Origin of the sequence: Planococcus chinensis, from assembly GCF_020071995.1 — a bacterium.
GTDB lineage: Bacteria > Bacillota > Bacilli > Bacillales_A > Planococcaceae > Planococcus > Planococcus chinensis_A.
The window spans coordinates 1-260 of the sequence record NZ_JABWTK010000060.1; the positions used below are offsets into that span (position 1 = coordinate 1).

Consider the following 260-nt stretch of genomic DNA (forward strand, 5'->3'; position numbering starts at 1 on the left):
CCGTTTGAGCAATGGGGGGACGCAGAAGGATAAGGCGAGCGCGCCGTTGGTTGAGCGCGTCCAAGCAGCAAGGTGGGAAACGAGGCAAATCCCGTTTCCGCAAACATTGAACTGTGACGGCAAGGGGCATTGCGCCCTGGAGTCCCTGATTTCACACTGCCAAGAAAAGCCTCTAGCGAGGCGGGAGGTGCCCGTACCGCAAACCGACACAGGTAGGCGAGAAGAGAATTCTAAGGTGAGCGAGTGAACTCTCGTTAAGG

At 57.3% G+C, this 260-nt stretch carries 1 rRNA gene; it reads left to right on the plus strand.

Annotation, left to right across the window (positions count from 1 at the left end):
- Positions 1-260: ribosomal RNA gene (locus HU147_RS19670) — 23S ribosomal RNA — on the plus strand; the annotation flags it as partial.